The sequence below is a fragment of the Variovorax guangxiensis genome, from assembly GCF_003952165.1.
Classification (GTDB): domain Bacteria; phylum Pseudomonadota; class Gammaproteobacteria; order Burkholderiales; family Burkholderiaceae_C; genus Variovorax; species Variovorax guangxiensis.
Genome location: NZ_RXFT01000019.1, coordinates 124,462 through 131,501 on the forward strand (window position 1 = coordinate 124,462; position 7,040 = coordinate 131,501).

Here is a 7,040-nt window from a genome sequence, read left to right on the forward strand (position 1 = left end):
CTCCGTGAGGGCCCCAGGCGCTTGCGCGCCCGGGAGCGACCGATTACTCGGCCTTGGCACCGTCCGCTGCTGCAGCGGGCGCGGCTTTGCGGACGCGCTTAACGGCGGGTTTCGAGTCTGCACCGGCACCGCCGGTTGCTTCTGCGGGCTTGTCGCTGCCATCGGCCGGAGCGGTGTTGCCACCGATCGGGCCGCGGGCACCGGCGCGCGGGCCGGGGCCACGGCGGTCGCTGCCCGGACGGTCGCCACCAGGGCGGCCATCGCGGCGGGGACCACGCGGGCGACGTTCTTCTTCAGGACGCGGCGTCTCGACGGCGGGCAGGTCGTTGCGACCCAGCGTGTCGCCCTTGTAGACCCACACCTTCACGCCGATGACGCCGTAGGTCGTCTTGGCTTCGGAGGTGCCGTAGTCGATGTCGGCGCGCAGGGTGTGCAGCGGCACGCGGCCTTCGCGATACCACTCGGTACGAGCGATTTCGATGCCGTTCAGGCGGCCGGCCGACATGATCTTGATGCCCAGGGCACCCAGACGCATGGCGTTCTGCATGGCGCGCTTCATGGCGCGGCGGAACATGATCCGCTTCTCGAGCTGCTGCGTGATGCTGTCGGCGATCAGCTGCGCATCGATTTCGGGCTTGCGCACTTCTTCGATGTTGACCGCAACCGGCACGCCGAGCTGCTTGCCCAGTTCGCGCTTGAGGTTCTCGATGTCTTCGCCCTTCTTGCCGATCACGACGCCCGGACGAGCCGAGAAGATCGTGATGCGTGCGTTCTTGGCGGGACGCTCGATCATGACGCGCGAGACCGAAGCGTTCTTCAGCTTCTTCTTCAGGTACTCGCGAACCTTGATGTCTTCGGCCAGCATGCCCGCGAAATCGCGGTCGCTTGCGTACCAGCGGCTGGACCAATTACGGGTAACCGCCAGGCGGAAGCCGGTTGGGTGGATTTTCTGTCCCATATTTCTTCCAGGCTTAGTTGCCAACCGTCACGTACACATGGCACGTGGGCTTGCTGATGCGATTGCCGCGACCCTTGGCGCGCGCCGTGAAGCGCTTGAGCGTGGCGCCTTGCTCGACGTAGATGGTCTTGACCTTCAGTTCGTCGATGTCGGCACCGTCGTTGTGCTCGGCGTTGGCGATAGCCGATTCGAGCACCTTCTTCACGATCACAGCGGCCTTCTTCTGCGTGAATTGCAGGATGTTGAGCGCTTGATCGACCTTCTTGCCGCGGATGAGGTCAGCGACCAGACGGCCCTTGTCGACCGACAGGCGGACACCGCGGAGGACTGCACGTGTTTCAGACATGGTCGTTCCTTACTTCTTCTGGACTTTCTTGTCCGCGGGGTGCCCCTTGAACGTGCGGGTGAGCGCAAATTCGCCGAGCTTGTGGCCGACCATCTGGTCGGTGATGTACACAGGCACGTGTTGCTTGCCGTTGTGCACGGCGATGGTCAGGCCGATGAACTCGGGCAGAACCATCGAGCGACGCGACCAGGTCTTGATCGGCTTCTTGTCCTTGGTCGTCACGGCCTTGTCGGCCTTGGCCACGAGGTGGTGGTCGACGAACGGACCCTTCTTGAGAGAGCGAGTCATTGGCTATCCCTTACTTCTTGCGACGCGACACGATGAATACCTGCGTGCGCTTGTTGTTGCGGGTCCGATAACCCTTGGTCAGATTGCCCCACGGGTCGACCGGATGACGGCCTTCGCCGGTACGGCCTTCACCACCACCGTGCGGGTGGTCGATCGGGTTCATCACCACGCCACGGACGGTCGGGCGGATACCCATGTGACGCTTCACACCGGCCTTGCCGAGCTGGCGCAGGCTGTGCTCTTCGTTCGCCACTTCACCGATGGTCGCGCGGCACTCGATGTGAATGCGGCGGACTTCGCCCGAACGCATGCGGACCTGGGCGTAGACGCCTTCACGGGCCAGCAGCGTGGCCGAGGTACCGGCCGAGCGGGCGATCTGCGCGCCCTTGCCGGGCTGCAGTTCGATGCAGTGGATCGTCGAACCCACCGGAATGTTGCGGATCGGCAGGGTGTTGCCGGCGCGGATCGGGGCTTCTGCGCCCGACAGCAGCGTTGCACCGGCTTCCAGACCGCGCGGGGCGATGATGTAGCGGCGCTCGCCGTCGGCGTAGCAGACCAGAGCGATGTGGGCGGTACGGTTCGGGTCGTATTCGATGCGTTCGACCTTGGCCGGGATGCCGTCCTTGTTGCGCACGAAGTCGACGACGCGGTAGTGGTGCTTGGCACCGCCGCCACGATGACGGATCGTGATGTGGCCGTTGTTGTTGCGGCCGGCCTTCTGGAACTGGGGTTCCAGCAGGGGGGCGTGAGGAGCACCCTTGAACAGGTGGTCACGCGAGATCTTCACCGCGCCGCGTTGGCCCGGCGAAGTGGGTTTCATCTTGATGACGGCCATGATTAAGCGCCTTCCCCGACGAGGTTGAGCTCTTGACCGGCCTTCAGGGTCACATAGGCCTTGCGAACGTTGTCGCGGCGGCCGACGGACTTGCCGAAGCGCTTGGTCTTGCCCTTGGTGTTGAGCACCGACACGCCCTTGACTTCGACCTTGAACATCAGTTCGACGGCGGCCTTGATTTCGGGCTTGGTGGCGTCTTGCAACACCTTGAAAGTGACAGCGTTCGACTTCTCGCCGACCATCGTGGCCTTTTCGGACACGATCGGGGCGACCAGCACCGACATCAGTCGGCCTTCGTCGAACGTACGTTCAGCGGCGGTGGGGTTCACGCGGCTCATGCGAACATCTCCTTGAGCTTGTCGACGGCACCCTTGGTGACCAGCACCTTCTTGTAGTGAACCAGCGACACCGGGTCGGCGTAACGGGGTTCGACCACGAGAACGTTGACCAGATTGCGCGAGGCAAGGTACAGGTTTTCGTCGACTTCTTCGGCGATCACGAGCACGGACTCGAGATTCATCGCCTTGAAACGGGCTGCCAGCGGCTTGGTCTTGGGCGAGTCGACCTTGATCGAGTCGACCACGGCCAGACGGCCTTCGCGAGCGAGCTGCGAGAAGATGGACGCCATGCCGGCGCGGTACATCTTCTTGTTGATCTTCTGCGAGAAGTTTTCGTCAGGCATGTTCGGGAAGATCCGGCCGCCCCCGCGCCACAGCGGCGAGGAAGTCATACCGGCACGGGCGCGGCCCGTTCCCTTTTGCTTGAAAGGCTTCTTGGTCGAGTGCTTGACCTGCTCGCGGTCCTTCTGGGCGCGAGTGCCTTGGCGTGCGTTGGCCTGGAAAGCAACGACGATCTGGTGGACCAGGTCTTCGTTGTAGTCACGGCCGAACACGGTCTCGGGGGCGTCGTACTTCGACGCGGCCTGGCCTTGTTCGTTCAGGAGTTCGAGTTCCATTACTTCGCTCCTTGGGCAGCCTGCGGCTTGGCCTTGATGGCGGGACGCACGGTGACGAAGCCACCCTTGGCACCCGGAATCGCGCCCTTGATGAGCAGCAGTTGACGTGCTTCGTCGATACGGAAGACGTCGAGGTTTTGCGTGGTGCGGGTGACGTCGCCGAGGTGGCCCGTCATGCGCTTGCCGGGGAACACGCGACCGGGGTCTTGCGCCATACCGATCGAGCCGGGCACGTTGTGCGAACGGCTGTTACCGTGCGACGCGCGCTGCGAGCTCATGTTGTGACGCTTGATCGTGCCAGCGTAGCCCTTGCCGATGGAAGTGCCCTGCACGTCCACCTTCTGGCCCACGGAGAAGACGCTTGCCACCGGGATCACGCCGCCAGCCTTGTGCTGACCAGCGGTATCGGCGGTAACGCGGAATTCCTGGATGATCTCGCCAGCTTCGACACCCGCCTTGGCGAGGTGGCCGGCTTCGGGCTTGGTTACGCGCGATGCCTTGCGCGAACCGAACGTCACCTGCAGGGCGACGTAGCCATCGTTCTCTTGGGACTTGATCTGGGTCACGCGGTTGTTGGACACATCCACCACCGTGACGGGAACTGCGTCCCCGTCATCGGTGAAGAGACGCATCATCCCCACCTTGCGGCCCAGCAACCCGAGGGAGTTGCTCAGACTCATTTGTTTTCTCCAAAAATGGAAGCTTCCTTCGCCGCTGCCACTTCAATTGGCGACAGCGTTTGTCGGGCTTCCCCGAACTGCGGAAGAAGGTTGATAAATCTCTGCTCGCATAGCGCCCATGCGGACGCAACAAGGGCAGAGCCAGCGATTATAGCCCGCGCTGCGGGCCTGGTGCAAGTGCCGCCATTGCGGCGCTTTCAGGCCTCGGAGGCCTGTTTTCGGGGCGTTTTCGAGCCTATTTCGGCTCTTTGGCCGGCATCGAGATGATCTTCTCGCCCTCCGCCGACGATTTCATCTCGCCCGCAGCCTTCATGGCGGGCGCAGCGGCCCCGGTCTGGATGGGGATGGCGACGATGCTCATGGCACCGTTCTGCGTGACGAAGACGTTCAGGTAGGCAAGGCCTTCCCGGTCGACGGTGACACGCGCGGTGGCCGTAGTACTCTGGCCTGCCGGCAAGGCAAGGCTGCTGCTCGTCGCCAGGGAAAGGCCCGCATCGGTCGTCAAACGTGCGGTAGCGCCGGCAGGATCGCTCACGCCATCGAACTGGAGAACGACGGCGACCGAGCGCCCGACCTGCGCCGCGCCCTCGACCCTGTACTGTATCGCCACGCCGGAATCATTGGGCTTGCGAGCCGCAGCCGTCATGGGTACTGCATTGCGGGAAGCCGCTGCCTGACTGGCCGCGCGCTGCCCCGGGGCACCGTCTGCGCACGCCGAGGCGGCAGCGAGCGCCAAAAGTGCAGCGGCGGTGGCAATCATCGGACTGGAACGGAGGTTCATGGTGGACTTCCTCGCTGCTGCTTATTGGATCAGCACGCCGAAGCAGGTGTTTGCGCCGGAGTTGTTGACATCATTGACGACCAGAACATGGTCGCCGGCCGACAGGTTGACCGAATTGGTGTTCCGGCTCACCACCCCGCCCCTGTAGATCACGAAATTGGGGCTGGCGCCCGCAGGCGGGGTGATCGCGAACTGGTAGCTGCGGCTCGCGGGTGCCGTGAAGCGCAGGTAGGAGAAGCTGCCGAGCTTGTTTCCGTCGCGCTGGGGATCTTCTGCGTTCGTCACGCAAGCCGAGGTGCTCGCACCGACCGTCGCCTGGTTGTACATCGGCAACACGTAGTTCACGGTCGGCGACCCGCCACCGTTGGTTTCCTGCGTGCCGTAGGCATCGTTGGAGGCGGCGTTGATGCTCTGGCCCGCCAACAGCGTCGCCAAAGCCGGAGCATTGCCCGACGCCACCACGTTGAAAGCAGCAGTGAACGGGTGAATCGAGGTAACCGGCGCGCCGCCCCTGAACAGCGCGCTCGTCATCGTGTCGTGGATCGGCTTGAACCCGACCTGCTGGTTCAGGTTCCAGAAGATCGACTGGATCGAGGATTCGCGGAACCAGCCCGGATTGGTCGTCGGCCCTCTCGTCAGATCGAGATTGCCGCCCTGCGCCTGGCCGGGCCCGCCCGAATCGACATAGTTGCTGCGCCCCAGCGCAATTCCCGACCAGCCGTTGCCCCACCCCTCGGAGAAGGCCAGCCGGCGATCGACGCGCTCGCTCGTGGAGTGCGCGCCGCCAGTCGAGTCGTCGCGGCTGAAGGAGGCCTGGTAATAGTGGCCCCACTCGTGGGCAATCACCGGCGCATCGAATTCGTCGGTATCCACGTTCTCCTTGCCGAGCACGTAGATCTCGGCGCCCGAGCTCCTGCCCACGAAGAAGGTGGTGCCGATCTGCCCCAGCGCGATGCTGCCGCCGGAGTTGGTGTTGTTGACGCTCCAGAACACCTTCAGCGAAGGGAATGCCGTCGCCGGAGCGGCCGTCATCACCTTCTGCATCGCGGTATAGACCGTGTCCATGATGGCGAACGGCCCCGACACGCGCTGACCGGTGTAGCTCGACCCGCCCCAGCCGCTGGCGGCGCGCAGGTCACGGGTGAGCGCAGCGCTGCCCGTGGAGAACACCGAGGACTGCATGGAATAGATCGCGCTCGACTGCGTGTTGTCCCGGACGGTGACGTCCCAGGTCGGGAGCGCGCCGGTACGGGTCAGCTGGGCCCGCACACGCACGATGACGTTCGTGTTGCCCTGGACATTCACCGAATAGGCCCCGTTCTCGTCGGTGGCCGTCGTGGCAAGCTGGTTGCCGCTGGCCGCATCGAGCACTTCCACGAACGCGCCGCGCACCGGCTTGACCGTGGTGTCGGCGTACACGAGGCGGCCGCTGGGGTTGGGCACCGACTCGTAGGTGGCAGTGCCGCTCAGCGCGACGGGCGCGGTGGGAATCAGGGGGAGCAAGGGAATGCCGCCACCGCCGCCCCCTCCTCCTCCGCCACCGCAAGCAGTCAGAAGCGCTGCCGCGACACAGGCAACCAGGCCCGACGAAAAAGAGATGCGTTGTCCCATAGTTGTGCTGCCCTCGCTTCAGCTACCCGACGCCTCGGAAATTGGCGGGCGTCGGCACGGGAGGATGCCACATTCGCGAGACATAAAGCACAAAACCCGCCTGCATTTCTGCAGGCGGGTTTTGCAGCACTTGCGGCGCGAAGCCGAATGGATTACTGCAGCTTGATTTCGACGTCCACGCCAGCCGGCAGGTCGAGCTTCATCAGCGCGTCCACGGTCTTGTCGGTCGGGTCGACGATGTCCATCAGGCGCTGGTGCGTACGGATTTCCAGCTGGTCGCGCGACGTCTTGTTGACGTGCGGCGAACGCAGGATGTCGAAGCGCTTCATGCGGGTCGGCAGGGGCACGGGGCCCTTGACGATCGCGCCGGTGCGCTTTGCGGTGTCCACGATTTCAGCGGCCGACTGGTCGATCAGCTTGTAGTCGAATGCCTTCAGGCGGATGCGGATCTTTTGCTTGGTAGCCATGGTGATTCCTTTGCTCCCGTCTTGATTACAGGTCGAGGATCTTCGCCACGACGCCCGAACCCACGGTGCGGCCGCCTTCGCGGATGGCGAAGCGCAGGCCTTCTTCCATGGCGATCGGG

Annotated in this window: 11 protein-coding genes; all 11 read right to left on the bottom strand. The window is 64.0% G+C overall.

Features of this window, described 5'->3' with window-relative positions:
* Positions 1-43: 43 nt before the first annotated feature.
* Positions 44-958 (bottom strand): 30S ribosomal protein S3, encoded by a 915-nt coding sequence (gene rpsC, locus EJP67_RS30245; RefSeq protein WP_126025405.1) that lies wholly within the window; start codon positions 956-958, stop codon positions 44-46.
* Between the two features lie 13 nt (positions 959-971).
* Positions 972-1,304, bottom strand: a complete 333-nt coding sequence (gene rplV, locus EJP67_RS30250) for a 50S ribosomal protein L22 (protein WP_019657678.1) — start codon at positions 1,302-1,304, stop codon at positions 972-974.
* Between the two features lie 9 nt (positions 1,305-1,313).
* Positions 1,314-1,592 carry a 30S ribosomal protein S19 gene (gene rpsS, locus EJP67_RS30255; RefSeq protein ID WP_007838132.1) on the bottom strand — a complete coding sequence of 93 codons (279 nt, stop codon included), beginning with the start codon at positions 1,590-1,592 and terminating at the stop codon, positions 1,314-1,316.
* 10 nt (positions 1,593-1,602) lie between these two features.
* Positions 1,603-2,427: a 50S ribosomal protein L2 gene (gene rplB, locus EJP67_RS30260; RefSeq protein ID WP_126025406.1), complete on the bottom strand. Its 825-nt coding sequence runs from the start codon at positions 2,425-2,427 to the stop codon at positions 1,603-1,605.
* A gap of 2 nt (positions 2,428-2,429) precedes the next feature.
* Complete coding sequence (rplW, locus tag EJP67_RS30265; protein ID WP_126025407.1) at positions 2,430-2,765, bottom strand: 50S ribosomal protein L23; 336 nt, start codon at positions 2,763-2,765, stop codon at positions 2,430-2,432.
* Positions 2,762-3,382 (bottom strand): 50S ribosomal protein L4, encoded by a 621-nt coding sequence (gene rplD, locus EJP67_RS30270; protein WP_019657681.1) that lies wholly within the window; start codon positions 3,380-3,382, stop codon positions 2,762-2,764. The genes rplW and rplD overlap by 4 nt, the downstream gene beginning before the upstream one ends.
* A complete protein-coding gene (rplC, locus tag EJP67_RS30275) occupies positions 3,382-4,062 on the bottom strand; it encodes a 50S ribosomal protein L3 (protein WP_126025408.1) in 681 nt (226 codons plus the stop codon). Before rplC ends, rplD begins: the two co-directional genes overlap by 1 nt.
* 235 nt (positions 4,063-4,297) lie before the next feature.
* Positions 4,298-4,843 (bottom strand): hypothetical protein, encoded by a 546-nt coding sequence (locus tag EJP67_RS30280; RefSeq protein WP_126025409.1) that lies wholly within the window; start codon positions 4,841-4,843, stop codon positions 4,298-4,300.
* Between the two features lie 21 nt (positions 4,844-4,864).
* Positions 4,865-6,346: a hypothetical protein gene (locus EJP67_RS30285; protein WP_240650829.1), complete on the bottom strand. Its 1,482-nt coding sequence runs from the start codon at positions 6,344-6,346 to the stop codon at positions 4,865-4,867.
* A 260-nt stretch (positions 6,347-6,606) separates the two neighbouring features.
* Complete coding sequence (gene rpsJ / locus EJP67_RS30290) at positions 6,607-6,921, bottom strand: 30S ribosomal protein S10 (protein WP_007838118.1); 315 nt, start codon at positions 6,919-6,921, stop codon at positions 6,607-6,609.
* A 25-nt stretch (positions 6,922-6,946) separates the two neighbouring features.
* Positions 6,947-7,040: EF-Tu C-terminal domain-related protein (locus EJP67_RS30295; protein ID WP_133373060.1), on the bottom strand; the 94-nt coding region annotated here is incomplete at its 5' end.

Excerpts from the sequence above, each read along its gene's own strand:
- rplC (WP_126025408.1), bottom strand. The coding sequence starts at position 4,062 with ATGAGTCTGAGCAACTCCCTCGGGTTGCTGGGCCGCAAGGTGGGGATG.
- EJP67_RS30280 (WP_126025409.1), bottom strand. The coding sequence starts at position 4,843 with ATGAACCTCCGTTCCAGTCCGATGATTGCCACCGCCGCTGCACTTTTG.
- rplD (WP_019657681.1), bottom strand. The coding sequence starts at position 3,382 with ATGGAACTCGAACTCCTGAACGAACAAGGCCAGGCCGCGTCGAAGTAC.
- rpsS (WP_007838132.1), bottom strand. The coding sequence starts at position 1,592 with ATGACTCGCTCTCTCAAGAAGGGTCCGTTCGTCGACCACCACCTCGTG.
- rplW (WP_126025407.1), bottom strand. The coding sequence starts at position 2,765 with ATGAGCCGCGTGAACCCCACCGCCGCTGAACGTACGTTCGACGAAGGC.
- rplB (WP_126025406.1), bottom strand. The coding sequence starts at position 2,427 with ATGGCCGTCATCAAGATGAAACCCACTTCGCCGGGCCAACGCGGCGCG.
- rplV (WP_019657678.1), bottom strand. The coding sequence starts at position 1,304 with ATGTCTGAAACACGTGCAGTCCTCCGCGGTGTCCGCCTGTCGGTCGAC.
- rpsC (WP_126025405.1), bottom strand. The coding sequence starts at position 958 with ATGGGACAGAAAATCCACCCAACCGGCTTCCGCCTGGCGGTTACCCGT.
- rpsJ (WP_007838118.1), bottom strand. The coding sequence starts at position 6,921 with ATGGCTACCAAGCAAAAGATCCGCATCCGCCTGAAGGCATTCGACTAC.